Consider the following 24,912-nt stretch of genomic DNA (forward strand, 5'->3'; position numbering starts at 1 on the left):
CCGGGCACCGGCGGGAGGCCGGGCCCTCGGTTCCGCGCGGCACCCGCCCCCGGTTCCGCACAGCGCCCGCCCGGTTCCGCACGCGCCCGGCGCCGGGAAGTCCTGGACTGGACTTCCCGGCGCCGGGCCCCCCGCAACCCCCGTGTGCGGTGGCGGTGGACGGCGGTGACTACTCCGTCGCGATGGCGTTCAGGACGTTCATCCGCCCCGCCCGGAACGCCGGGACGAGTGCCGCGAACAGGCCCACGAACGCCGAGCCGATGAACACGCCGGTGATCGTCGGCCAGGGGATGTCGAGGACCACCAGGCCCTCCAGGGCGAGCAGCTGCTGCGCGGTGGCGCCCCAGCCCATGCCGAGGCCGAGGCCCAGCAGGGCGCCGAAGAGGGCGATCACGACCGACTCCATGCGGATCATGCGGCGCAGCTGGCGGCGGGAGAGGCCGATCGCCCGCATCAGTCCGATCTCCCGGGTTCGCTCCACCACCGACAGGGCCAGGGTGTTCACCACGCCCAGGATCGCCACGACGATCGCCAGGGCCAGCAGGCCGTAGATCATGTTGAGCAGCTGGCCGATCTGGTCCTTCAGGGCCTCCTTGTAGTCGGTCTGGTCGCGCACGATGTACTGCGGGTAGTCGTCCAGCGCCGACTTCAGGGACGCGTAGGCGGCGTCCTGCCGCCCGTCCTCGGCGGTGGCGAAGAGCAGCGAGTCGAGCGGCATCTTGTCCGCCGGGACGTACTCGGCCAGCGTCGCGATGGACGTGTACATCGCGCCCGCGTCGATCACGACGTCGCTGCTGGTGATCGCCCGGACGGTCAGGTCGGCCGTCCTGCCGTTGTCGAAGGCCACCTCGATCCTGGAGCCGAGGCTGATGCCGTGGTCCTTCGCGAACTTCTCGTGCACCGACATGGAGTCGGGCCTGTAGGCGTCCGGCAGCTTGCCGGCGACGACCTCGGTGCGCAGGTCGGTGGCGTAGGACGGGTCGGCCGCGGTGATCGCCGTGTCCTTCAGCGTCTTGCCGTCGGGGGTGGTGAAGTCGGCCTTGGTCCACTTGTACTCGGTGACCCGCTCCAGGTCCGGCGCGGCCTTCACGGCCTCGACCGCCTGCGGGGTGATGAGCTGGCCGCTGTCGGACTGGACGATGAAGTCCGTGCCGACGGTCTTGTCGAGCTGGTCGGTGGCGGACGCCACCATGGAGGAGCCGACCACGGACAGGCACGCCACCAGGGCGAGGCCGATCATCAGCGCGGCGCCGGTCGCGCCGGTGCGGCGCGGGTTGCGCAGGGCGTTGCGCTCGGCCATGCGGCCGACGGGCCCGAACATCCGCAGCAGGACCGCGCCGAGGACGCGGACCACTGCGCCCGCGAGCAGCGGGCCGACGACGACGAAGCCGATCAGCGACAGCACCACGCCGAGGCCGAGCCACAGCGAGCCGTCCTTGGCCTGGTCGGCGTCGGCCGCGAGGTACAGGGCGAAGGCGCCGGCGCCGGTGAGGACCGTGCCGATCACGCCGCGGATCCAGCCGGCCCTGGCGTCGGCCGGGGCACCGGCGTCGCGCAGGGCGGCCATCGGGGAGATCTTGCCGGCGCGGCGGGCGGGCAGGTAGGCGGCCAGGACGGTGACGATCACGCCGAGGACGAGGCCGACCACGGGGGTCGTCCAGGCCACGGTGAGGTCGTCGGTGGACAGGTCCATGCCCATCTGACCCATGAGCTTCATCAGGCCGACGGCGAGGCCGACGCCCGCGCCCACGCCGAGCGCCGATCCGACGAGGCCGAGCAGCAGCGCCTCGGCGAGCACGGAGCGGTTGACCTGCTTGCGGGAGGAGCCGATGGCGCGCATCAGGCCGATCTCCCGGGTGCGCTGGGCGACCAGCATGGAGAAGGTGTTGATGATCAGGAAGATGCCGACGAGGAAGGCGATCCCGGCGAAGCCGAGCATCGCGTACTTCAGGACGTTCATGAAGCCCGCGACGTCCTTCTGGTTCGCGTCGGCGGTCTCCTTGGCGGTCTTGACCTGGTAACCGCCGCCGAGTTCGGCCGCGACGTTCTTCTTGAGCTGCTCGTCGCTGACGCCGGAGGCCGCGGTGACGTTGACGTTCGTGTAGACGCCGCTCTCGCCGACCAGGGCCCGCTGGGCGGTCTCGGTGTCGAGGTAGAGCATCGCCGCGCCGGGGTTGGTGACCGTGAAGTCGGCGATGCCGGAGATCTTCGCCCTGTGCGTGCCGACCGCGCTGATGACGCCGATCTCGTCGCCGAGCTCCAGGTCGTGCTTGCCGGCGGTGTCGGCGTCCACCATGATCTGGCCGGCGCCCTCGGGGGCCGCACCCGAGGTGATCTTCATGGTGCGGGCCTCGTTGCTGTTCCAGCTGCCCACGATGGTCGGGGCGCCGCTGGAGGGCGAGAGGCTGTCCTTGTCGGCGTCGACGACGGTGACGGCGCTGGAGAACACGGCGCCCTCGGCCGACTTCACGCCCGGCGCCTTGCGGACCTCGGCGAGCACGGAGGCCGGCATGACCGGCGGCTTGCCGTTGTCGGCGGTCGTCTCACCGGTGTCGGAGGCGCTCTCGGCGCTCACCGTGACGTCGGAGGAGGTGGCCGCGAAGAGCTTGTCGAAGGTGGTCGACATGGTGTCCGTGAAGACGAGCGTCCCGCAGACGAAGGCCACCGACAGCAGGACGGCGATCGCGGAGAGCGCCATGCGGCCCTTGTGCGCGAGGAAGTTGCGCATCGAGGTCTTCATGACGGTCATGACGTGCGCCCCCGGGCGTCGAAGTCCTTCATGCGGTCGAGCACGGCCTCGGCGGTCGGCTTGAACATCTCGTCGACGATGCGGCCGTCGGCGAGGTACAGCACGCGGTCGGCGTAGCTGGCGGCGACGGGGTCGTGCGTGACCATGACGATGGTCTGGCCCAGTTCGTCGACCGAGCGGCGCAGGAAGCCCAGCACCTCGGCGCCGGCGCGCGAGTCGAGGTTTCCGGTCGGCTCGTCCCCGAAGATGATCTCGGGCCGGGCCGCCAGGGCCCGGGCCACGGCGACGCGTTGCTGCTGTCCGCCGGAGAGCTGGGTGGGCCGGTGCCTGAGCCGGTCGGCGAGCCCGACGGTCTCCACGACCCGGTCCAACCACTGCTTGTCCGGCTTGCGGCCCGCGATGTCCATGGGCAGCGTGATGTTCTCGATGGCGTTGAGCGTCGGCAGCAGGTTGAACGCCTGGAAGATGAACCCGATGCGGTCCCGGCGCAGCTGCGTGAGCTTCTTGTCCTTCAGCCCGGTGATCTCGGTCTCGTCGAGGTAGATCTGGCCGCCGGTGACGGTGTCGAGCCCGGCGAGGCAGTGCATGAGCGTGGACTTGCCGGAGCCCGAGGGGCCCATGATCGCGGTGAACTGGCCGCGTGCGATGTCCACGTCGACGTGGTCGAGGGCGACGACGCGGGTCTCTCCGGACCCGTACGCCTTCACGACCTGCCGCGCCCGCGCGGCAACGGCCGTACGCCCTCCAGTACCCCCGTGCCTGGGAATGGTCACAGCCGAAGTCACGGTATGTCTCCTCAATCGGTCAGCAGATGGTGATGGCGGTGTCCGGTCGGCAGCCGCTGGTGCGGTGCCGGACCACGGAATCCGTCCGACGCGTCTCAGTCTCGCGGCGGGGAGGGGTCCCGCGCGCTGGTGTTCAGCGCAGTCTTCTACTGTGGAAAACCCCACCCCCGCCGGTGTCACCACCGCCCCCCGGCGGCGTAAAGCCAGGTTAAGGACGGCCCCCCGCCGGTCTCGTCCTCCGCCGGTACGAACCCTCCCCAGGTCGTAGTACGGAGGTACCCCTAGGGGCAGTCCGCCGAAGGGTGGAGACGTTCTCAGGGTTCGCTCCACCCCGGGGCCCGGTCAGGATCCACCCTCCCGCGACGTCAGGGTCAAGTGGGACGCTGTCCGGCGGCAGATAGGTGCAGGGGCCAGGCAGACGCGAGGGGGAGGGATCCCGGGGGTGGGCGGCACCAGACCCGCGGCACGTGAGGCCGCACGACCGGCCGCGACCGGCGGGCGCGGGGCCGTCGCGGCGGCGCTGATGCTGTCGATGGCGCTGGCGGCGCTGGACTCCACCATCGTCTCGACCGCCGTCCCGCAGATCGTGGCGGATCTCGGCGGGTTCTCCGTCTTCTCCTGGCTGTTCTCCGGCTATCTGCTGGCAGTGACCGTCACCCTGCCCGTGTACGGCAAGCTGTCCGACACCTTCGGCCGCAAGCCGGTCCTGATCGCGGGCTCGGCGCTCTTCCTCGCCGGTTCCCTGCTGTGCGCGCTGGCCTGGGACATGGGCTCCCTCATCGCCTTCCGGGTGGTGCAGGGGCTGGGCGGCGGCGCTCTGCAGGGCACCGTGCAGACCCTCGCCGCCGACCTGTACCCGCTGAAGGAGCGGCCCCGGATCCAGGCGAAGCTGTTGCCGCTCATCGTGGGGGTGCAGTCGACGGTGGGCTGGAACGAGCGCGGGGGCGACCGCGTCCGCGCTGTTCTGCCGTCAGACCGGCCAGACGATCCGCGCGGCGGTCTTCGGCGCGGTCGCCAACGGCGTGCTCGCCGCCCGGCTCGGCGGGGCGGGAGACCTCGACCCGGTGACGAGGGCGCTGGACGCGGGCACGGCCCCGGAGGCGACCAGGCGGGCCATCGCCGACGCCGTGCACGCGGTCTACCTGGGCGCGTCGTGCGCGGCGGCGCTGGCGTTCGCGGTGCTGCTGTTCCTCGCGCCCCGGAGATTCCCGGTCCTCAAGGACTGACCGTACGTACGGTTCCCGCATGGTGACCCTGGAACGGCTGCGGGCGGATCACGCGGACGCCGTGCTGGCGTTCGAGCGGGAGAACCGGGCGTACTTCGCGCGCACGGTCCCGGACCGCGGGGACGCCTACTTCACGCCCGAGGGCTTCGCCGCACGGCACCGGGCGCTCCTCGACGAGCAGCAGACGGGCGTGTGCCACTTCCACGTCGTCCTCGGGGAGGAGGGCGAGCCGGTCGGCCGGGTGAACCTGGTGGACGCGGTGGACGGCCGCGCCGAACTCGGCTACCGCGTCGGCGAACGCGCCGCCGGCCGGGGCGTGGCGACGGCGGCCGTCGCGGCGGTGTGCCGGCTGGCCGCCACCGACTACGGGCTGACGTCCCTCACCGCCGTCACCGCACCGGACAACACGGCCTCCATGAAGGTCCTGACGCGCAACGGATTCGTCCGGGTGGAGCAGACCGCGGCGGACGGCCGACCCGAAGTCCTTTTCGTGCGCCCCCACTTGGCCGCCGCCGCCGGACGCTGACACCCCGCGGGCACCAAGGGACACTCGCACATCCGTGGCAACTCGCGTAACACCCCAGGTCGCAGCGGCAAGCATGTACCGACCGATCAGTTTGTCGAAACCCTCGCGCAAGCCCCGTACTCCGAAGTAACCTGCGGGGCCGCCCGCCCCCACCTCCCTGCGGTCCGCCGCACCGGATCCCACCCTCGCAAGGAGCAACCGGGATGTCCTACGACCCGCAGCCGTCCTCCCCGTACCCACCCCCCGACTCCTCCCCCTCGTACCGCACCTACTCCTCCGAGACCTACCCGTGGGCGCCGCGGCAGGAGCCCGAACCGGCCCCGCGGCGCCCCCAGCGCCACCCCGCGCTCGGGCACCACAGCGACCTGCGGCTCCTGCGCGGCGCCTACCGCCGGCAGCGGCGTACGGCCACGCTCGCGGCACTCGGCTACTTCGTGCTGTTCCTGCTCCTGTCGGCGCTCGCGCCCTCGTTCATGACGAGCACCGTCACCGACGGCGTCCCCACCGGCCTGCTCCTCGCGCTCCTGCAGGTCCCCGTGACCTGGGCGGCGATCGTCCTGTACGAGACGACCGCCCGGCGCCGCGTGGACCCGATCGCGGACCGGATCCGCAAGCAGGCCGCGCTGGACGCCAAGCGGGAGGCGACGCGGTGACCACCGGGTTCAGCGGCAACGCCCAGGCGATGTCCCTGGTCGGCTTCACCGCGGTCGCCACCATCACGCTGCTGCTGTGCGTGATGACGGGCCCGGACCGGGACGACCTCGACGAGTTCTACACCGGGTACGGCTCCCTGTCCCCGATGCGCAACGGCCTGGCGATCGCCGGCGACTACATCTCCGCCGCCACCGTCCTCGGCACCGGCGGCGTCATCGCCCTGTTCGGCTACGACGGGACCGTCCTGGCCCTCAGCACCGCGCTGTCGCTGATGCTGCTGATGTTCCTGCTGGCCGAACCCCTGCGCAACGCGGGCCGGTTCACCATGGGCGACGCGCTGGCCCGCCGTATGCCGGGACGCGCCGTGCGGATCGCGGCCTGCCTGGTGACCCTCGCGGCGCTGCTGCCGCTGATGCTGGTGCAGCTGGCCGGTACCGGGCAGCTGATGGCGTTCATCCTCGGCTTCTCCGGGGAGTCGCTGCAGACCGGCTGCATCATCGGCGTCGGCGCCCTGATGATCAGCTACGCGGCCATCGGCGGCATGAAGGGCACCGCCCTCATCCAGATCCTGAAGATCGTGCTGCTGCTCGGCTCCGGCCTGGTGGTCGCGGCGCTGATCCTGCACCGCTTCGGCTGGGACCCGGGAGCGCTGTTCGCCGCGGCCGCCGCCAGGAGCGGCGCGGGCCCGGCGTTCCTGTCGTCCGGGCTCCAGTTCCGCGGCGGCTCCAGCCCCGACCTGGACATGATCACCGCGCACCTGACGGTCGTCCTCGGCGGCGCCTGCCTGCCGCACGTCACCATGCGCATGTACACCGCCCGCAGCGCCCGGCAGGTACGGCGGTCGATGTCCTGGGCGGTGTCCGTCGTGGCCCTGTTCGTGCTCGTCATCACGGTCATCGGCTTCGGTGCGACCGCGCTGGTCGGACGGGCGGTGATCGCGCAGATGGACCCGCGGGGCAACACCGCGTTCCTGCTGGGCTCGCAGGCGGCGTTCGGCGCGGACGTGTCCACGGCGGAAACGTTCCTGTTCACCACCGTCACCACGGCCGTCTTCCTCACGGTGCTCGCCTCCGTCGCCGGCATGATCCTCGCCTGCGCCAACTCCCTGGCCCACGACGTGTTCGCCGCCCGGGTACGGGAGATGTCACCGCGCCGGGAGATGACCCTGGCCCGCGTCTCCGCCCTCGCGGTGGGCATCCCGGCGATCGCCCTGGCGACGCTCGTCCAGCACCGCAGCCTGCAGCCCCTGGTGACGCTGTCGTTCTGCCTGGGCGCCTCCGCCATCGCACCCGCCCTGGTCTACAGCCTCTTCTGGCGCCGCTACACCCGAACGGGCCTGCTCAGCACCCTCATCGGCGGCTCACTGGCCGTCCTGCTGCTGATGCCCGGCACCAACCTGGTCTCCGGCTCACCGCTGTCCGCCTTCCCGGAGGCCGACTTCAACTGGTTCCCGTTCACCACGACCGGCCTGCTCTCCATCCCCTTCGGCTTCGCCTGCGGCTGGCTGGGCACCGTGGCGTCGGGCCGCCGCAGGTCGCAGGAGCAGCGCCACCAGTACGAGGCGGTGGAGGGCTGGATCCTGGCGGGCGCGGTGCGCAGGCACGAGTGAGGGGGGGGCGGGGCCGCCGCTCGCCGGCCGACGGGGCTCCGCTCCGCCCCCCGTTGACCGGTATGCGTCGTCACCCTGCCGGGCGTGGTCGCGCAGCGGCCCTTCCGCCCCGTGCCCACCGACTCGGGCACAGGAAAGCCGGGCACGGCCGCACGAGCGACCGGGCCCGGCTTCGTCGGACACGTCAGCCGCGACGGCTCACAGCAGCCCGTCCCACATCTGCTCCAGCAGCACGGACCACCAGCTCTCCGGCGACCCCAGCGCCGCCGGGTCGAGCGCGGCCAACTGCGCCTGGAAGTCGACGGTCCAACGGCCCGCCTGCTCCTGGTTCAGCCCGAACCGCAGCCGCCACATCCGCCCGAGCAACGCCAGGCAGCGCGCGAACTCCGGCAGCCCGGTGTTGACGAACTGCGGCGGTACGGGCGCCCCGCCCGGCCCCGCCTCCACCGGCACGGCGACGATGTTGGCCGTGCCGTACTGCACACAGACCGCCTTGCCGAAGTCGCTGCCCATCACCAGGTAGGAGCCCGCGTCCGCGGCCGGCTGCACACCACGCTCGGCCGCCAGCTCCGCCAGCGTCGGAACGGGCCGCCCCGGCTGGGCCTGCGCCCAGAAGAACGGGCCCATGTCCATCGGCAGACCGGCCACCACCAGCGTGTGCGCCACGACCGGCGGCACACCCTGCCGGGACACCGCCGCCTGCTCGAACCGGAACACCCCCGGCCCGAACGCCGCCGCCAGCTCCTGCGCGATGCCCTCCGGCGGAATCGGCGGCGCCGGCGGCACCGGCGGCAACGGCGCACGCACCGGCGCCGGACGCGCCGGGCCGTCCGCCACCTGATGCAACTCGCCCTGGTGCGCCAGCAGTTGCTGCATGCCCTGCTGCCGGCTCGCATGGTCCGTGCCGTACGGCGCGATGCTCGTGATCCGCGCCTGCGGCCACTGCTCCCGGATCATCCGCGCGCAGTACGCACCCGGCAGCTCGCACGACTCCAGCTCGGTGTGCAGCTCCAGCACCTGGTCCGTGGGCACGTTCATCGCCCGCAGCTCGTGGAAGATCTGCCACTCCGGGTGCGGCGTGCCCGGCGCCGAACGCCGGATCACCTGCTGCTCGGACCCGTCCTGCGCGCGGTAGCGCAGCACGGCCTGGTAGCCGGGCCCGACCGTCGGCTGCCCGGCCGGCTGCTGCGGATAGCCGTACGCCGCGGACCGCCCGGGCACCGGCCCGCCGTGCGGCGGCATCACGCCCGGCGGCATACCGGGCGGCACACCGGGCGCACCCGGGGCGGCGGGAGGCGCGCCGGGAGCCTGCGGCGGCGGAGGCACGCCGGGGCCGCCCACCGGGGGCGCGGCCAGCATGGTCTCCGCGTGGTGCACGGGACCCGGACCACCGGGCGGGTTCGGAGCACCCGGAGGCTGAGGCGCGCCAGGAGGGTGGGGAGCGCCAGGAACACCGGGCGCACCCGGAGGCCGCGGTGCACCAGGCGGGTTCGGAGCACCAGGCGGCTGGGGAGCACCAGGCGGCCCCGGCGGCTGCGGCGCACCCGGGCCCGGCCGGCCGGGGTCGGCGAACATCGTGGCGGCATGGTGGACACCACCGGGCGGCGTACCACCGGGCGCACCGGGAGGACCGGGCGGAGTCGGGGGGCCCTGGGCGCCCGGCACGGCTCCCGTACCCGAGGAGTCCCCGGGCCCACCTGGGACCCCGGGCCCACCGAGTGCCTCGGCCCCCGGCCCTTCAGGCCCGAGCGCCGACACCATCTGCGTGGGCACGTACCCGCCCGCCGGAGTACCCGGAACCCCGGGCCCCGACGGCGCGGGCGTGGCACCCGGCCGCGCGCCCGGCGTCCCCGGCGCACCCGGCGGAGGCGGCGTCGCCGGACCCGCACCCCGCCCACGCCCCTGCGGCGGAGCCGCCTTGCTCGTCGCGGCGTCCGCGATGTCCCCGGCACTCGGCGCGGCCCCCGGCCCCGAAGGCGGCTGCGGCCCACCGGCGGAGCCGGGACCGGGACCGGCGGCACCGCCGGTCCCCTGCGGATACCCGTGCGGCGGCGTACCGCCCTGCGGCACACCGCCGGGCGGCGTCCCCGGCCACCCGGGCGCACCCGCGCCCCGCGCGTTCGGATCGTCGACCGCCGGCACCACCGCCGTCGGCGGAAGCCCGCTGCCGCCCGACATCAGAGCAGTCTTGGCGTCGGAAGCCGACGACGCGGGCGGCTCCTGCTCGTCGGCCCCGCTCAGCGGCGGCGCGAAAACGGTCGCGGGCAGCGGGACGGAACCGTCCTCACCGGCATCCGCGTTGGTGTCCGTACCGGCCCAGGGCGTCGCCCCCTCCGGCACCGGCGCCCCCGAAGCACCCGCGCCCTCGGGCTCGTCACTCCCCCCGGCCGCCGGCCACGACGCACCACTGCCCGAAGCGCCGGACGCATCCTGCCCGCCACCGGCAGCCCCCCCACCACCGGAAGCACCGGCCCCCGAACCGGCCCCACGCCGGTCCGGAATGCCCAGCTTGTCCGCCGCGTCCTGCAACCACTCCGGCGGAGTCAGCAGGAACGACGTCTGGTTCAGATCGATCCGCGCCGCCGGCGCAGCCACCGGCTCGTCCGCGGCCTCCGCACGCCCGTACTCCTCCTCGTACCGCCGGACCACCTCACCCACCGGCAGCCCCGGCCACAACGTCGCCTCACCACTGTCGCGCGCGATCACCAACCGCTGCGCGCCACCGTCCGAGCGCGGCCCGTCCGCACGGTCCTCGGCCCACACCACGAACCCGAGATCGAACTCCCGCACCCGCACCTCACGATGCTGGTACGACGGCACGTCCCCGTTGATCCACTCTTCCGCGCGCTCCTGCGCCTGCGCGAAGGTCACCATCGCCGACGTCACTCCCCCACAGCCGACGACGACACCGCGTCCACCGGCACCACACGCGCGAACCCGCCGTCCACCATCAGGTTCGCCACCGTCTCCAACTCCGGCGGATTGCCCGCCAACCGCGACAGGAAGACGTCGAAGTCGTCCCCGCACGGCAGCAACAGCCGCTCCACCCGCTCAGCGGGCGGCGACGACGGATCCACGTCCCGCACGTCGTCGTACGCGCAGAACCACACGGACCCCAGCCGCTCACCCTTCACCTTCACGGCGAGCAACCCGCCCTGCACGAACGAGACACCCAGATAGTCCTTGGTCAGATGGTCACGCAGACACTTGTTGACGTACACCAGGTCGTTCACCGCCGCCTCGTCGCGCACCGTGAAGAACGGCTGGTCGATCAGCAGCCCCAGCTCCGCGTCCAGCGCCGCACCCACCGGCGCACATCCGCCCGCCGCCTTCAGGAACGACCGGTACGCACCCGGCAGCCGGTACCCGAGATCCTCCTCGACCCCCTGCACCTGCGCCTCACTCACCGCCACACCCGACTTCGGCAACCCGAAATGCGCCGGACGCGTCTCCTGCAACGGCCGCGTCCCCCGCTTGGCCTGGTCCACGCCCGACGTCGCCACACCACCGTGATGCCGCAGCAACGCCTTCACCTCGACCGGCACCAGTTCCAGCCGCCGCGTACCCGCCACGTGGTGCCACGTCCAGCCGTGCGGCGTCGCCACCGCCGGGACCGTGTCCCACAACGCGTGCCCCGACGCCGACAACGCCGTGTTCGCCGACACGTAGTCCGTCAGCCGCAACTCGTCGACCCCGAAACCCTCCGGCGGCTCCGCGATCTCCGCCGCCGCACGCGCATAAGGCGAGAAGTCGGGATAACCACGCTCGTCCACCCGCACCCCCCTCGGGTGACGGGCCGCCCGGACCGGATCCGGGAAATGCACGACCTGCCCGGCGTAGGCCGCGTTCGGCGGCGCGGCGTGTCCCCCGGCCTGGCGGCCGGGAAGCGCCCCCAGCCCGAGCCGACCTGTCGTCATGGCGGTTGCCCCCTGCGGCACTCTGTACGACCCGTAATGACCACCCTGGCGCACTACGGCCCCTATCGACTGTCACGTCTGCTGTCTCGACCTCACCGCATCACCCGCGGTGCCGACAGCCTATGCGGTACGGCCGGCCCGGTCACCGGCACCGGTCCACCCCCTCCTCCGCCTCCGTGACCAGGCGTCACCCCACCGTGACGCCATGACCCGCTGCGGGCGTGTCGCAGCGCCCCAGCTTCCGCACCAGCCTCGCCATTTGGCAGTCTGTGACCTCCCGGGGGATGCACGGAGGGGAGCACGATCATGAACGCGACACAGACAGGACCGCACACCGGCAGGTCCACCGACCCACGCTCCGGCGACCCCCGCATCGGCTGGAGCGCCACCGACACCACCCACGCCCCCGCCCTGCACCACCGCCGCGACGGCATCCTCCCCACCGTCGCCGCCGCCCTCTCCGTCCGCGGCACCACCCTCACCGGCACCGCCGCCCGCGGCGACACACCCCCCGCCCTGCACCCCCTCGTCCAGGACTTCCTCGACACCCTCACCAGCGCCCAGCGCGACCGCTTCACCGGCCGCTGCGCCGAGTCCATCCTCATCTCCCGCCACATCGCCGCCGCCGACGCCGCCCGCAGCAAACGCGCCGCCCGCAGACCCATGACCAACGGCGAGGCGCGCAAAGCCCTCAAACAGGCCAAACTCACCACCCGCCGCATCCGCGAGGACGGCGACCCCCTCCACGGCAGCTTCGCCACCCCCTGCCACGCCTGCACCGCACTCAGCGCCCACTTCGGCGTCCGCATCGTCGACCCGGCATCCCACGACAGCTGACCCGACGACCGACACCCACCCCACCCACAGGCACCACCCCACGCACAGCACAGCACCCCCACCCCGGGCCGCGCACCACCCCATGACCTCGACGAGACGAAGGGCAGATGCACGCCGACCGCACCTCGACCACCCGCTTCGCCGTACCCGTCGACGCCGCCCTGCGCGCCGCCGGCTGGCACCCCGGACGCTGGGACATCAAACAAGCCGAGATCTGGGCCGACACCCTGCGCGACCACACCTCACCCGCCGGCCACCGCCACGCGGTCTTCCCCGCCGCCGTCGAAGCCTGGGCCGAATTCGGCGGACTCCACATCACCCCCACCGGCCCCGCCCGCCAGGTCGCCCCCGCCCCCCTCCACCTCGACCCGATACACGGCCTCCACATGGCCCGCACCCTCGGCGACCTCGGACGCGCCCTCGGCACCGAGGTCTGCCCCCTCGGCGTCGAAACCGACAGCCAGGCCCTCCTCGCCATCGACACCGACGGCCGCGTCTACGCCCTCGACCACACCGGCGACTGGTACCTCGGAGCCGACATCGACCAGGCCCTCACCACCCTCGTCACCGGCACCGAACCCCCACGCCTCACCACCGCCTGACCCCCACGCCCGGACCCCCCACGGGCCACCCCCTACGAAGACGCCGGAATCACCGCCGACACCCGGAAACCCCCCGCGTCCGTCGGCCCCGACACGAACACCCCGCCCAGCGCCGACACCCGCTCCTTCATCCCCACCAGCCCGTTCCCCCCGGACGGCAACCGCGCCGACGACGCCGCCTCCAACGGCGGCTCGTTCTCCACCTGCACCGCGATCTCCGACACCCGATGCGCCAGCCGCACATACGTCTTCGCACCCGCCGCGTGCTTGTGGACGTTCGTCAACGCCTCCTGCACCACCCGATACGCCGTCTGCTCCACCAGCGGCGCATACGAGCGGACCTCCCCCTCCACCGACAGATCCACCACCATCCCCGCCGCGGCCGACTGCCCCACCAGCTCCTCGATCTCCGCCAGACACGGCCCCTCGTCACCGGCCGCCCGCGACGCCGCAGCAGCCGCGGCCGCCCCCACCGCGGCCAACGGCACCGCCACCGCGGACTCACGCCGGCCCCCACCACTGCGCAGCACCCCGAGCATCTCCCGCAACTCGGTCAGCGCCTGCCGCCCCATGTCCCCCACCAACGCGGCGTTGCGCACCGCCTTCTCGGGATCCTTCCGCGCCACGGCCTGCAACGCCGCCGCGTGCACCACCATCAGACTCACCCGGTGCGCCACCACGTCGTGCATCTCCCGCGCGATCCGCGTCCGCTCCTCGTTCCGGGCCCACTCGGCCCGCTCCTCGGCCCGCTCGGCCAGCAACTGCAGCTCCCGCTCCAGACTGTCCGCCCGCTCCCGCAGACTCTCCATCAGCCGCCGCCGCGCCCCCACGTACAGACCGAGCAGCACGGGCGGCGCCGTGAACCCGAGCGACATCGTGACGGCCGCGAAGGGCACGAACCAGTCCCCTATGCCGAGGTCCCCCCGCGACATGTCCTGCCGCGTCTTCACGAACGTCACGATCAACGTGCCCACCAGCGACATCCCCGCCAGCGAGGCGATGATCCGGCGGGGCAGCTCCGACGCGGCCAGCGTGTACAGACCCACGACGCCCATCAGGAAGCCCATCTGGGCCGGCGTGATCGCGATCGACACCAGCACGACGGCGATCGGCCACTGCCGGCGCACCAGCAGCACGGCACCGGCGAGCAGCCCGAACACCACCCCCGCGGACACCGGCACCCCGGCGTCCCGGGCGAACGGAATCCCTTCCAGCCCGCACTCCAGCGCGGACACCACGGCCAGACTCACATCAAGCACGGCACTGCGCCGTCTGGCCCACCACCACGGCCCTCCCCGGGCCGTCACATGGTCTTCCCCCGTCGCGGTCATGCCTCCAGCCTACGGGCGGCCCCCGCCGGTTCTCCGGCGAGTTTCCCCGACCTGACGGCACCACACTCCGTGACCCTTCGCCTGCGAGAAGACCCGCTCTCCCTCGAACTAGTGAATCACTCACTGTTCGCGCCCGGAACTCTTCATTCCGCCGGGCGGTACGCCCATGGCACATGCACACGGCACGTACACCGACTTCGAGGGACCGCGGGAGCGGGCGGTGGCGCTGCGGCGCGCAGGGCTGAGCCGACGCCAGATCCGTGACCGCCTGCGCGTCGACAACAACGACATCCTCAACCGCCTCCTGGAGGGCGAGCCGCATCCGGACTGGACGAGGCGCCCGAACGCCAAGGACGACCTGGGGGAAAGGCCAGGGAACCCCGGCTCCAGGGCTGGACCTACGACCGGATCCAGGTGGAGCTGGGGTGCTCCAAGAGTTCGATCCCGTTGTGGGTGCGGGATCCGCCGAAGCCGGAGCACCGACGACGGACCCCCGAGGAGGCGTCGGCGATCGCGAAGCGGGGCTGGGAGGCCACCATGCGCCTGCGGGACGGGGAGCGACGGCGCACCAAGGAGGTGGCGAGGCAGGCCGTCGGCACCTGGTCGCCGCGCGAGCTGTTCCTGCTAGGGGTCGGCCTGCACTGGGCGGAGGGCGGCAAGGACAAGCCCTACGACCGTCGCGAGAACGTCTGCTTCGTCAACAGCGACCCCGGCATGATCGAGGCGTTCCCTGGCCTGGCTGGACTTGCTGGGGGTGGAACACGAACGCGTCCGGTTCGCGGTCATGATCCATGAGAGCGCCGACGCGGGTGCCGAGCGCTACCGCGCGGCTCTTGTCGGCGCGGACAACACCGCGTGCAACAAGACGACGCTCAAGAAGCACAACCCCAGGACCGTCCGCAAGAACACCGGCGACTCCTCTCGGGGCTGCCTCGTGATCAAGGTCCGGAAAAGCGCCGACCTGTACCGTCGCATCGAAGGCTCTTGGTACGGCATAGTGTTGGGAGCCACCCGGCCGGTCGGCGATATGTCCGATTAGCCTGGTTCACGGTCCCCTGTGGTGTAATGGGCAACACGGGTCACTTTGGATGATTTGTTCCAGGTTCGAGTCCTGGCAGGGGAGCACACACTCCGTTCGGGTCCTGGCTGAGGCGATGCCGGTCAGGACCCACACCCCTGCCCTCCACAAACCCCCCGGTATCCTGCGGATGTCACCCCACCCCGTCCACAGCCGAAGGGCATTCCGTGAGCGCCAACCGCCCGGCAGCCGTCGTCGTTCTCGCAGCGGGTGAGGGCACCCGTATGAAGTCGGCCACACCCAAGGTCCTGCACGAGCTCTGCGGACGCAGTCTCGTGGGGCATGTGCTCGCCGCCGCGGGTGAGCTGGACCCCGAGCACCTGGTCGTCGTGGTCGGCCACGCGCGGGAGAAGGTCACCGCGCACCTGGGCGGGATCGCGCCCGACGTCCGCACCGCCGTGCAGGCGGAGCAGAACGGGACCGGGCACGCCGTGCGGAGGGGTCTGGAGGAGCTCGGCGGGTCCGTCGACGGGACGGTCGTCGTCGTGTGCGGGGACACGCCCCTGCTGACGGGCGCGACCCTGCGGGCCCTCACCGGGACGCACTCCGCGGACGGCAACGCCGTCACCGTGCTGACCGCCGAGGTGCCGGACGCGACCGGCTACGGCCGGATCGTGCGGGACGACACGGGCGCCGTGACGGCGATCGTCGAGCACAAGGACGCCGGCGACGCGCAGCGGTCGATCCGGGAGATCAACTCGGGTGTGTTCGCGTTCGACGGCCGGCTGCTGGCGGACGCGCTGAAGAAGGTGCGGACGGACAACAGCCAGGGTGAGGAGTACCTGACGGACGTGCTGGGGATCCTGCGGGAGGCCGGGCACCGGGTCGGGGCGTCCGTGGCGGGCGACCACCGCGAGATCGCGGGGATCAACAACCGTGTGCAGTTGTCCCAGGCGCGCCGGATCCTGAACGACCGGCTGCTGGACGCGGCCATGCTCGCCGGGGTGACCGTCGTCGATCCGGCCACCACCTGGGTCGATGTCACGGTGACGTTCGAGCGGGACGCCGTCGTCCACCCGGGTACGCAGCTGCACGGTGCGACGCATCTGGCCGAGGGTGCCGAGGTGGGGCCGAACTGCCGGCTGACGGACACGCGGGTCGGTGCGGGTGCGCGGGTGGACAACACGGTGGCGTCGGGGGCCGAGGTCGGTCCGGGGGCGACGGTGGGGCCGTACGCGTACCTGCGTCCGGGGACCCGGCTGGGCGCCAAGGGCAAGATCGGTACGTACGTGGAGACGAAGAACGCGTCGATCGGGGAGGGGACGAAGGTTCCGCATCTCTCCTACGTGGGGGACGCGACGATCGGCGAGCAGACGAACATCGGTGCGGCGAGTGTCTTCGTGAACTACGACGGGCAGGACAAGCACCAGTCGACCATCGGTTCGCACTGCAGGACGGGCGCGGACAACATGTTTGTGGCACCTGTCACGGTGGGGGACGGTGCGTACACCGCTGCGGGGTCGGTGATCACGAAGGACGTTCCGGCCGGTTCGCTGGCCGTGGCCCGTGGTCAGCAGCGGAATATCGAGGGTTGGGTGGCGCGCAAGCGTCCGGGGAGCGCGGCCGCGAAGGCGGCGGAGGCGGCTTCCCGGGAGTCGTCCGGGGAGGGGTGACCGGAAACCGGTGCCTCAAACACGGCGTACGGTGATAAGTGCACACCCGCACCCCCACCAGCTGAGACGGCCTCCGGCAAGCCGGCTTGCGAGGTCTCTCGACACCCAGCTGCGACACCTCTGAGGAGACAGTGCTGTGACCGGGATCAAGACGACCGGCGAGAAGAAGTTGCGGTTCTTCTCCGGCCGCGCCCACCCCGAGCTTGCGGAGGAGGTCGCCCAACAGCTGGGTGTCGGGGTCGTCCCGACGAAGGCCTTCGACTTCGCGAACGGTGAGATCTATGTGCGTTATCAGGAGTCGGCGCGTGGCGCGGACTGCTTCCTGATCCAGAGCCACACGGCTCCGATCAACAAGTGGATCATGGAGCAGTTGATCATGATCGACGCGTTGAAGCGGGCGTCGGCTCGTTCCATCACGGTGATCGTGCCGTTCTACGGTTACGCGCGGCAGGACAAGAAGCACCGCGGGCGTGAACCGATCTCGGCGCGTCTGATCGCGGACATGATGAAGACCGCGGGTGCGGACCGGATCCTGACGGTGGATCTGCACACGGACCAGATCCAGGGCTTCTTCGACGGTCCGGTGGATCATCTGTTCGCGTTGCCGCTGCTGGCGGACTACGTGGGCCGGAAGGTGGACCGGGACAAGCTGACGGTGGTGTCCCCGGACGCGGGCCGGGTGCGGGTCGCGGACCGCTGGTGCGACCGGCTGGGTGCGCCGCTGGCGATCGTGCACAAGCGCCGGGACAAGGACGTGGCGAACCAGGTGACCGTCCACGAGGTGGTGGGCGAGGTCGAGGGTCGCGTGTGCGTGCTGGTGGACGACATGATCGACACCGGTGGGACGATCTGCGCCGCGGCGGACGCGTTGTTCGCGCACGGCGCGGAGGACGTGATCGTGACGGCGACGCACGGTGTGCTGTCGGGTCCGGCGGCGGACCGGCTGAAGAACTCGCGGGTGAGTGAGTTCGTGTTCACGAACACGCTGCCGACGCCGTCGGAGCTGAGCGGAGATCTGGACAAGATCTCGGTGCTGTCGATCGCACCCACGATCGCGAGTGCGGTGCGTGAGGTGTTCGAGGACGGTTCGGTGACGAGTCTGTTCGACGAGCAGTAGAGATCCTTTTGGGTCTGGCCTCCCTCTCCGAGTAGACTGCTGCAGTTGCTCGGCGAGGGAGGCCGTTCCCGTTGTGGGTCGGTGGTCCGTTATCGACGCGCTCTTCGTAGCAGGCCGTTCGTGGCCGGGTGACCTCCCCCAAGCTCCAAAGAGCAGGGGGTAACCCCACCCGTTTCTGACTTCGAGGAGTGGTTGACATGTCCGAGGTGAAGATCTCCGCGGCGACGCGCACCGAGTTCGGCAAGGGTGCGGCGCGCCGTATCCGTCGTGAGGACAAGGTTCCGGGTGTGCTGTACGGGCACGGTTCGGACCCGCTGCACCTGACCCTGCCGGGTCACGAGCTGCTGATGGCGCTGCGTGCGCCGAACGTGCTGATCGCGCTGGACATCGACGGCAAGACGAACGAGCTGGCGATTCCGAAGTCCGTGCAGCGTGACCCGCTGAAGGGTTTCCTGGAGCACGTGGACCTGCTGCTGGTGAAGCGCGGCGAGCAGGTCACGGTGGAGATCCCGGTGCAGACCGAGGGTGAGCTGGCTCCGGGTGGCTACCTGCTGGAGCACGTGCTGAACGCGCTGCCCGTCGAGGCCGAGGCGACGCACATCCCGGAGGCCGTGACGGTGTCCGTGGAGGGTCTGACGGCCGGTGCCTCGATCCTGGCGAAGGACATCGAGCTGCCCAAGGGTGTCACGCTGGCCGTGGACGAGGACGCTGTCGTCCTGCAGGTGCTGTCCGCTCAGGCCGAGGAGGCACAGGAGGGCGAGGAGGCCGCTGGGGGAGAGGCCGCCGAGGCCTGATCCTCCGCGTCGTCGTTGCGTCGGCCGCTGTTCCCGCGCGGGGCAGCGGCCGACGCGTATGTGTGGACGCGTGGACAGGAAGGAGACATGGACGTGACGACCGATGCCGCTGCTCCCTGGCTGATCGTGGGTCTGGGCAATCCGGGGCCTGAGTATGCGGGGAACCGGCACAACGTGGGTTTCATGGTGGCCGATCTGCTGGCGGACCGGGTCGGGGGGAGGTTCAAGCGGGCCGGCCGGGCGCAGGCGCAGGTGGTCGAGGGGCGGATCGGGCCGCCGGGGCCGTCGAACCGGCGGGTGATCGTGGCGAAGCCGATGTCCTACATGAATCTGTCGGGTGGGCCGGTGAACGCGTTGCGGGACTTCTACAAGGTGCCGGTGGGGCATGTGGTGGCGGTTCACGACGAGTTGGACATCGACTTCGGGTCGTTGCGGTTGAAGCTGGGTGGCGGGGACAACGGGCACAACGGGCTGAAGTCGATGACGAAGGCCTTCGGTGCGGAGTATCACCGGGTGCGGTTCGGGATCGGGCGGCCGCCGGGGCGGATGCCGGTGGCGGACTTCGTGCTGAGGGATTTCTCGTCGGCGGAGCGCAAGGAGCTGGACTACTTCGTCGACAGGGCGGCGGACGCGGTGGAGTGTCTGGTGATCGAGGGTCTGGAGCGGGCGCAGAGTACGTACAACTCCTGACTTGTCGCCCGGTGAGGTTGACGGGCCGTTCAGGCATGGCCAATGATCCCGGCCATGCCTGCCACTGCCGCCTCTTCCCGCCGGACCTCGATGGCCGCGCTGCGGTTCGGGCGGTTCGCGGTGATGGGTGCGGTCGCGGTGCTGATCCTGATCGCGGGGGTGTGGGCGTCGTGGGGTACGGCGCAGCACGTGATGCTGACGAAGGGCCGTGAGCGGGGCACGGTGGATGTGACGCGGTGCGGGCCGAAGACGTGCACGGGCCGGTACACGCCGTTGTCGGAGGGTTCGCAGCCGCGGCCGCGGGTGGAGCTGGAGAAGTCGGTCGCGGTGGAGCGGGGCAGGACCTACACGGTCGTCATGAAGCCGGGCGGGGAGGACGCGGTCCGTTCGGGTCCGGCCGGGGTGCTGTACGCGTGGGTTCCTATGGGTGGTGCTCTGCTGCTGGCGTCGGTGGTGGTGGCGGGGGGTCTGCTGCGGACGCGGTTGGGGTGGGCCATGGGGTTGTCCGGGGTGGCGTTGCTGACGGCTGCGTTCGTGTCGGTGTGAGGGGTGCCGCGCCGCCGCGGGGGTCGGCTGGGCTGATCCGGAATGTGCCGTGCCCCCGAGCCCGTACGGGTTCGAGGGCACGGTCGTGTCCGGGGCGGGTCAGCCGGTGTTGCGCAGGCCGGCTGCCACGCCGTTGACGGTGAGGAGCAGGGCGCGGGCGAGCAGCGGGTCGGGCTGTTCGCCGGCGGCCACGGCGTCGCGCTGCCGCTTGAGCAGGGCGACCTGGAGGTAGGAGATGGGGTCGAGGTAGGCGTCGCGGATGGTGAAGGTCTGCTTCAGCACGGGTGTGGCGTCGAGGAGTTCGTTCTCGCCGGTGACGCGCAGGACCTCGCGGACGGTGAGCGCGTGTTCGGCCTTGATGGTGTCGAAGACGTGCTTGAGCTCGTCGGGGACGAGGGTGTCGACGTAGTGCTGGGCGATCCGCAGGTCGGTCTTGGCGAGGGTCATCTCGACGTTGGAGATGAAGTTGCGGAAGAAGTGCCACTGCTCGTGCATCTCGTCGAGGACGGTGTCGAGGCCGGCCTCGCGCAGGGCCTTGAGGCCGGAGCCGACGCCGAACCAGCCGGGGACGATCTGCCGGGACTGGGTCCAGCCGAACACCCAGGGGATGGCGCGCAGACCGTCGAGCGAGACGCCGGAGCCGGGGCGGCGGGAGGGCCGGGAGCCCAGATGCAGGTCGGCGAGCTGGTCCACCGGTGTCGACGCGAGGAAGTACGTCGGCAGGTCGGGGTCCTCGACGAGGCGGCGGTAGGCGGCGTGGGCGGCGTCGGAGACGACGTCCATCGCGGCGTCCCAGCGGGCGAGGGCCTCGTCGGACTGGCGGGGCGCGGTGTGCAGGGCGGAGGCCTGGAGGGTGGCCGCGACGGTGAGTTCGAGGTTCTCGCGGGCCAGGGACGGGATGAGGTACTTGTCGGAGATGACCTCGCCCTGTTCGGTGACCTTGATCTCGCCCTCGAGGGTGCCCCAGGGCTGGGCGAGGATGGCGTCGTGGGTGGGGCCGCCGCCGCGGCCGACGGTGCCGCCGCGGCCGTGGAAGAGGCGCAGGCGGACGCCGTAGCGGTGGGCGACGTCGCGCAGGCGGCGCTGGGCGCGGTGGATCTCCCACTGGCTGGTGGTGATGCCGCCGAACTTGGAGGAGTCGGAGTAGCCGAGCATGACCTCCTGGACGTCGCCCCGGAGCGCGACGAGGCGCCGGTAGGACGGGTCGGAGAGCATCTCCTCGAGGATGGTGTCGGCGGACTTGAGCTCGTCGGTGGTCTCCAGCAGCGGCACGATGCCGATCTTGGCCCAGCCGGCGTGCAGGTCGATGAGCCCGGCCTCGCGGGCGAGGACGGCGGCGGCGAAGACGTCGTCGGCGCCCTGGCACATGGAGATGATGTAGGACTCGATGACCTCGGGCCCGAAGACCTCCAGGGCCTTCTTCACGGTCAGGAAGACGCCGAGGGTCTTCTCGCCGGGCGCGTCGACGGGCGCGGGGGTGGGGGCGAGGGGGCGCCGGGAGCGGAGTTCCTTGGCGAGGAGCTTGGCGCGGTACTCGCGGGGCATGTCGGCGTAGCGCCAGGACTCCTCGCCGAGCCGGTCGAAGAGCTGGCCGAGGGCGTGGTGGTGGGCGTCGGCGTGTTCGCGGACGTCCATGGTGGCGAGCTGGAGGCCGAAGGCGGCGAGGGTGCGGATGGTGCGGGCGAGGCGGCCGTCGGCGAAGAGTCCGCCGCGGTGTTCGCGCAGGGAGCTCTGGATGATCCGCAGGTCGGCGAGGAGTTCGCCGGTGCCGAGGTAGTCGCGGCCGGGCTGGTGTGCCGTGCCCTTGGCGAGGCGCTGCTTGGTGTTCTCCAGCTTCTGCCGGATGCAGGTGGCCTTGAGCCGGTAGGGCTCCTCGGCGTTGAGGCGCTTGTAGCGGGGGCTGATCTCGGGGAGGTTGTCCAGGTCGGTCTGGAGGGAAGTCAGCAGTTCCTCGGTGGCGCCGGTGTAGCGGATGGAGTTCGACAGGAAGCCGCGGAGTTCGTCGATGGTCTCCAGGGCGTCGTTGATGCCGTGCTCGTGCTGGAGGATGAGGACGTCCCAGGTGACCTGGGGGGTGACGTTGGGGTTGCCGTCGCGGTCGCCGCCGATCCAGGTGCCGAAGGTGAGGGGGCGGGTCTCGTCGGGGAGCTTGACGCCGGCCCGTTCGAGTTCGGCGGTGAGGTCTTCGAGGACGTCTCCGACGGCGCCCGCGTGCAGCTCGTCGAGGTAGTAGATGGCGTTGCGGGCCTCGTCGGCGGGCTCGGGGCGGACGACGCGCAGTTCGTCGGTCTGCCAGACGAGGTCGATGTTCTCGGCGAGGCGGATGTCGAGGCGGCGGCGGTCGGACTCGATGACCGGTGTCTCCAGGAGCTCGGCGATGCGCCGGAGCTTGTTGAGGACGGAGCGGCGCGCAGCCTCGGTGGGGTGGGCGGTGAAGACGGGGCGGACGGTGAGGTTGCGGACCGTGTCGCGCAGGTGCTCGGGGTCGGCGTCCTTGAGCCGGTCCGCGGTCCGGGCGAGGAGTCCGCCCTCGGCGGCGCGCCGGGCGCGCAGTTCGCGGCCGCGGTGCACCTGCTCGGTGACGTTGGCCAGGTGGAAGTAGGTGGAGAAGGCGCGGACCAGCTTGGCCGCGGTGTCGAGTTCGGTGCCGCGCAGCAGCTCGGCGGCGGCTTCGCCGTCCTCTCGGGTGAGACGGCGGACCTTCTCGACGAGTTCCAGGAGCTCGGGGCCCTCCTGGCGGACGAGGGTCTCCCCGAGGAGGTCGCCCAGTCGGCGGATGTCGGCGCGCAGTTCGCTGCTCGTCGTCGTGGTCTGGTCGTCGGCACTGCTCACAGGTGCGGCTCCTTGCAGTGTTGAAGCTCGTCTGGGAGGGGAACCCGGACGGCGTCTCGCGGCGGCGGGGGGCCGCGTACGGTCCGGACGTCCGGGAAGAAATTCAGAGCGGACCGCGCTGTCCGACCGTCTCCAGGATAGGTGTCGGCCGGGACGCGCAGGCTCGCGGGCTCTTGCCGCCGGGCGGGGCACTGCCATACTTGCGAAGCCGTAGGTTACGGAACCGTAGGAAGCACCTCGCGGTTCGCGTGACCCGGTCACACCCCCTCCCGTTCCGCACACCCCCAGGGGACGCGTATGACCAGTAGTTCCGACGTGATCGACGACGCTCCGAAAGCACCCGGTCAGGCCACTGATCTTGCAGAGCCCTCCGCCACGCTCGGCGGCGAGAAGAAGCGGTCCATCGAGCAGATCGCCCTCCTGCTCTTCATCACCGTCCCGTTCCTCGCGCTGCTGGCGGCGGTGCCGCTGGCGTGGGGCTGGGGAGTGAGCTGGCTGGACCTGGGCCTGCTGGTCTTCTTCTACTTCCTGGGGTGCCACGGCATCACGATCGGTTTCCACCGTCACTTCACGCACGGTTCGTTCAAGGCGAAGCGGCCGCTGAAGATCGCGCTGGCGATCGCGGGGTCGATGGCGGTCGAGGGTCCGCTGGTGCGCTGGGTGGCCGATCACCGCAAGCACCACAAGTTCTCCGACGCGGAGGGCGACCCGCACTCGCCGTGGCGGTTCGGCGAGACGCTGCCGGCCCTGATGAAGGGCCTGTGGTGGGCGCACATCGGCTGGATGTTCGACGAGGAGCAGACGTCGCAGGAGAAGTACGCCCCTGACCTGATCAAGGACAGGACGCTGCGGACCGTCTCCCGTCAGTTCGTGCTGTGGACCGTGGTGTCGCTGGGGCTGCCGGCGTTGATCGGCGGTCTGGTGACGATGTCCTGGTGGGGCGCGTTCACGGCGTTCTTCTGGGGTTCGCTCGTCCGGGTGGCCCTGCTGCACCACGTGACCTGGTCGATCAACTCGATCTGCCACGCGGTGGGCAAGCGCCCGTTCAAGTCGCGTGACCGATCGGGCAACGTGTGGTGGCTGGCGGTCCTGTCCTGCGGCGAGTCCTGGCACAACCTGCACCACGCCGACCCGACCTCCGCGCGGCACGGCGTGATGCGCGGGCAGGTGGACTCCTCCGCCCGGCTGATCCGCTGGTTCGAACTGGCGGGCTGGGCGTACGACGTGCGGTGGCCGTCACGCTCGCGTATCGATTCGCGGCGTGACTCCGGGGAAGGCGGCTCCCGGCGCGGGAAGGAGCCCGTCGAGGCGGCATGATGGTCGCTGTGGCGACCGACTCGAGCAGCACCCCCAGCGATGACAAGCCGCGGCGAGTGCGTCGCACCCGGATGACCGGTGCCGAGCGCCGTCAGCAGCTGCTGGAGATCGGTCGCACGCTCTTCGCCGCGAAGGGCTTCGAGGGCACGTCGGTGGAGGAGATCGCGGCGAAGGCCGGGGTCTCCAAGCCGGTGGTGTACGAGCACTTCGGCGGCAAGGAGGGCCTGTACGCGGTGGTGGTGGACCGCGAGATGCGGCGCCTGCTGGACATGGTCACCGGCTCGCTGACCGCCGGCCACCCCCGTGAGCTGTGCGAACAGGCTGCCTTCGCGCTCCTGGACTACATCGAGGAGTACACGGACGGGTTCCGCATCCTGGTCCGTGACTCCCCCATCCCCCAGTCGACCGGCTCCTTCGCCTCGCTGATCTCCGACATCGCCACGCAGGTCGAGGACATCCTGGGCCGGGAGTTCAAGAGCCGGGGCTTCGACCCCAAGCTGGCGCCGCTGTACGCCCAGGCGCTGGTCGGCATGGTCGCGCTGACCGGCCAGTGGTGGCTGGACGTGCGCAAGCCGGGGAAGGCCGAGGTGGCCGCGCACCTGGTGAACCTGGCGTGGCACGGTCTGGACGGCCTGGAGGCCAAGCCGCACCTGATAGGCCGGCGCAAGAGCTGAGGACATGTGCACGCT

At 71.4% G+C, this 24,912-nt stretch carries 18 protein-coding genes, 1 tRNA gene and 2 pseudogenes; 15 read left to right on the top strand and 6 right to left on the bottom strand.

Features of this window, described 5'->3' with window-relative positions; genetic code table 11:
- Nucleotides 1–169 precede the first annotated feature (169 nt).
- Nucleotides 170–2,749 (bottom strand): ABC transporter permease, encoded by a 2,580-nt coding sequence (locus ACFW6P_RS08310; protein ID WP_386423205.1) that lies wholly within the window; start codon nucleotides 2,747–2,749, stop codon nucleotides 170–172.
- Nucleotides 2,746–3,534, bottom strand: coding sequence for an ABC transporter ATP-binding protein (locus tag ACFW6P_RS08315; RefSeq protein WP_356440760.1), 789 nt, complete (start codon nucleotides 3,532–3,534; stop codon nucleotides 2,746–2,748). The genes ACFW6P_RS08310 and ACFW6P_RS08315 overlap by 4 nt, the downstream gene beginning before the upstream one ends.
- Nucleotides 3,535–3,976: 442 nt before the next feature.
- On the opposite strand from ACFW6P_RS08315, the pseudogene ACFW6P_RS08320 reads away from it, so the two are divergent.
- The 4 genes and pseudogenes from ACFW6P_RS08320 (at nucleotide 3,977) to ACFW6P_RS08335 (ending at nucleotide 7,549) form a co-directional block, all read left to right on the top strand.
- Nucleotides 3,977–4,760 (top strand): annotated as a pseudogene (locus tag ACFW6P_RS08320) (MFS transporter).
- A 19-nt stretch (nucleotides 4,761–4,779) separates the two neighbouring features.
- Nucleotides 4,780–5,286 carry a GNAT family N-acetyltransferase gene (locus ACFW6P_RS08325; protein WP_386346737.1) on the top strand — a complete coding sequence of 169 codons (507 nt, stop codon included), beginning with the start codon at nucleotides 4,780–4,782 and terminating at the stop codon, nucleotides 5,284–5,286.
- A 203-nt stretch (nucleotides 5,287–5,489) separates the two neighbouring features.
- Entirely contained in the window at nucleotides 5,490–5,939 is a 450-nt protein-coding gene (locus ACFW6P_RS08330; RefSeq protein WP_386346739.1) for a DUF485 domain-containing protein, read from the top strand.
- A complete protein-coding gene (locus tag ACFW6P_RS08335; RefSeq protein WP_386346741.1) occupies nucleotides 5,936–7,549 on the top strand; it encodes a cation acetate symporter in 1,614 nt (537 codons plus the stop codon). The genes ACFW6P_RS08330 and ACFW6P_RS08335 overlap by 4 nt, the downstream gene beginning before the upstream one ends.
- Nucleotides 7,550–7,747: 198 nt before the next feature.
- On the opposite strand, the gene ACFW6P_RS08340 is transcribed toward ACFW6P_RS08335, so the two are convergent.
- Entirely contained in the window at nucleotides 7,748–10,423 is a 2,676-nt protein-coding gene (locus tag ACFW6P_RS08340; RefSeq protein ID WP_386346743.1) for an SUKH-4 family immunity protein, read from the bottom strand.
- 8 nt (nucleotides 10,424–10,431) lie between these two features.
- The gene (locus tag ACFW6P_RS08345) at nucleotides 10,432–11,466 is read right to left on the bottom strand and encodes an SMI1/KNR4 family protein (protein WP_386346745.1); all 1,035 of its coding nucleotides are present in this window, start codon (nucleotides 11,464–11,466) and stop codon (nucleotides 10,432–10,434) included.
- Between the two features lie 306 nt (nucleotides 11,467–11,772).
- On the opposite strand from ACFW6P_RS08345, the gene ACFW6P_RS08350 reads away from it, so the two are divergent.
- Together ACFW6P_RS08350 and ACFW6P_RS08355 are read left to right on the top strand one after the other, a co-directional pair.
- Nucleotides 11,773–12,303: a YwqJ-related putative deaminase gene (locus ACFW6P_RS08350; RefSeq protein WP_386346747.1), complete on the top strand. Its 531-nt coding sequence runs from the start codon at nucleotides 11,773–11,775 to the stop codon at nucleotides 12,301–12,303.
- Nucleotides 12,304–12,410: 107 nt separating this feature from the next.
- The gene (locus ACFW6P_RS08355; protein WP_386346749.1) at nucleotides 12,411–12,905 is read left to right on the top strand and encodes an SUKH-3 domain-containing protein; all 495 of its coding nucleotides are present in this window, start codon (nucleotides 12,411–12,413) and stop codon (nucleotides 12,903–12,905) included.
- A gap of 32 nt (nucleotides 12,906–12,937) precedes the next feature.
- Here the strand turns inward: ACFW6P_RS08355 and ACFW6P_RS08360 are convergent, their stop codons facing one another.
- Nucleotides 12,938–14,236 (bottom strand): sensor histidine kinase, encoded by a 1,299-nt coding sequence (locus ACFW6P_RS08360; protein WP_386346751.1) that lies wholly within the window; start codon nucleotides 14,234–14,236, stop codon nucleotides 12,938–12,940.
- Between the two features lie 166 nt (nucleotides 14,237–14,402).
- On the opposite strand from ACFW6P_RS08360, the pseudogene ACFW6P_RS08365 reads away from it, so the two are divergent.
- From ACFW6P_RS08365 to ACFW6P_RS08395, 7 genes and pseudogenes are all read left to right on the top strand, one after another.
- Nucleotides 14,403–15,275: pseudogene (locus ACFW6P_RS08365) on the top strand (hypothetical protein).
- A gap of 12 nt (nucleotides 15,276–15,287) precedes the next feature.
- Nucleotides 15,288–15,359 (top strand) — tRNA-Gln (locus tag ACFW6P_RS08370).
- A gap of 122 nt (nucleotides 15,360–15,481) precedes the next feature.
- The gene (gene glmU / locus ACFW6P_RS08375) at nucleotides 15,482–16,927 is read left to right on the top strand and encodes a bifunctional UDP-N-acetylglucosamine diphosphorylase/glucosamine-1-phosphate N-acetyltransferase GlmU (RefSeq protein WP_386423208.1); all 1,446 of its coding nucleotides are present in this window, start codon (nucleotides 15,482–15,484) and stop codon (nucleotides 16,925–16,927) included.
- Nucleotides 16,928–17,063: 136 nt separating this feature from the next.
- Complete coding sequence (locus ACFW6P_RS08380; protein WP_386346755.1) at nucleotides 17,064–18,044, top strand: ribose-phosphate diphosphokinase; 981 nt, start codon at nucleotides 17,064–17,066, stop codon at nucleotides 18,042–18,044.
- Nucleotides 18,045–18,241: 197 nt separating this feature from the next.
- On the top strand, nucleotides 18,242–18,838 hold the full coding sequence (locus ACFW6P_RS08385) for a 50S ribosomal protein L25/general stress protein Ctc (protein WP_386346757.1): 597 nt from the start codon (nucleotides 18,242–18,244) through the stop codon (nucleotides 18,836–18,838).
- 87 nt (nucleotides 18,839–18,925) lie between these two features.
- On the top strand, nucleotides 18,926–19,528 hold the full coding sequence (gene pth / locus ACFW6P_RS08390; protein ID WP_386346759.1) for an aminoacyl-tRNA hydrolase: 603 nt from the start codon (nucleotides 18,926–18,928) through the stop codon (nucleotides 19,526–19,528).
- 54 nt (nucleotides 19,529–19,582) lie between these two features.
- Nucleotides 19,583–20,074 carry a hypothetical protein gene (locus tag ACFW6P_RS08395; RefSeq protein WP_386346761.1) on the top strand — a complete coding sequence of 164 codons (492 nt, stop codon included), beginning with the start codon at nucleotides 19,583–19,585 and terminating at the stop codon, nucleotides 20,072–20,074.
- A 99-nt stretch (nucleotides 20,075–20,173) separates the two neighbouring features.
- Here ACFW6P_RS08395 and ppc read toward each other — a convergent pair whose 3' ends face one another.
- A complete protein-coding gene (gene ppc / locus ACFW6P_RS08400; RefSeq protein ID WP_386423209.1) occupies nucleotides 20,174–22,906 on the bottom strand; it encodes a phosphoenolpyruvate carboxylase in 2,733 nt (910 codons plus the stop codon).
- A 297-nt stretch (nucleotides 22,907–23,203) separates the two neighbouring features.
- Between ppc and ACFW6P_RS08405 the strand changes: the two genes are divergently transcribed.
- Entirely contained in the window at nucleotides 23,204–24,223 is a 1,020-nt protein-coding gene (locus ACFW6P_RS08405) for an acyl-CoA desaturase (RefSeq protein ID WP_386346765.1), read from the top strand.
- The gene (locus ACFW6P_RS08410) at nucleotides 24,220–24,897 is read left to right on the top strand and encodes a TetR family transcriptional regulator (RefSeq protein ID WP_386346767.1); all 678 of its coding nucleotides are present in this window, start codon (nucleotides 24,220–24,222) and stop codon (nucleotides 24,895–24,897) included. Before ACFW6P_RS08405 ends, ACFW6P_RS08410 begins: the two co-directional genes overlap by 4 nt.
- Nucleotides 24,898–24,912 lie beyond the last annotated feature (15 nt).

Origin of the sequence: Streptomyces sp. NPDC058741 (assembly GCF_042746715.1) — a bacterium.
Classification (GTDB): domain Bacteria; phylum Actinomycetota; class Actinomycetes; order Streptomycetales; family Streptomycetaceae; genus Streptomyces.